This window comes from Pseudoalteromonas sp. S3178, from assembly GCF_005886985.1.
In the GTDB taxonomy this organism is placed as follows: Bacteria; Pseudomonadota; Gammaproteobacteria; order Enterobacterales; family Alteromonadaceae; genus Pseudoalteromonas; species Pseudoalteromonas carrageenovora.
This window is the reverse complement of record NZ_PNCW01000560.1, coordinates 1-316: the sequence shown is the minus strand read 5'-3', so window position 1 is coordinate 316 and position 316 is coordinate 1. Positions and strand designations below refer to the sequence as shown.

The following is a 316-nucleotide window of genomic DNA, read 5'->3' as shown; positions in this document are numbered from 1 at the left end:
ACCTTGGATTGGTAGAATGATAGTAGATACTTTACCTTGGTCATCTTTTGCAAAATAAACTGGAGAGTTATTTGTGATACGTTGAATACCCGCTTTGTCTTCTGCTTTTGAAAGCTTGTAGCTACGTTTGGCATCAAACTTAGTCGCTTCAAAGTCAAAAGTTTCCGCTTTAACGTCTTCTACAAACTCACCTGTTTTAAGACTAACAACACGTGATTCGATATTTTGGTTAAAAACTTCAGATACGTTTTTAACTTTATCGTAGCCAGCAACGGCTAAAATGTTACGTTGAATATCTTCGTTTTTGTTTGCTTGT

At 35.8% G+C, this 316-nt stretch carries 1 pseudogene; it reads right to left on the bottom strand.

Annotated features, from left to right (window positions below):
• Positions 1-316 (bottom strand): annotated as a pseudogene (locus CWC11_RS22210) (Na(+)-translocating NADH-quinone reductase subunit C); the annotation flags it as partial.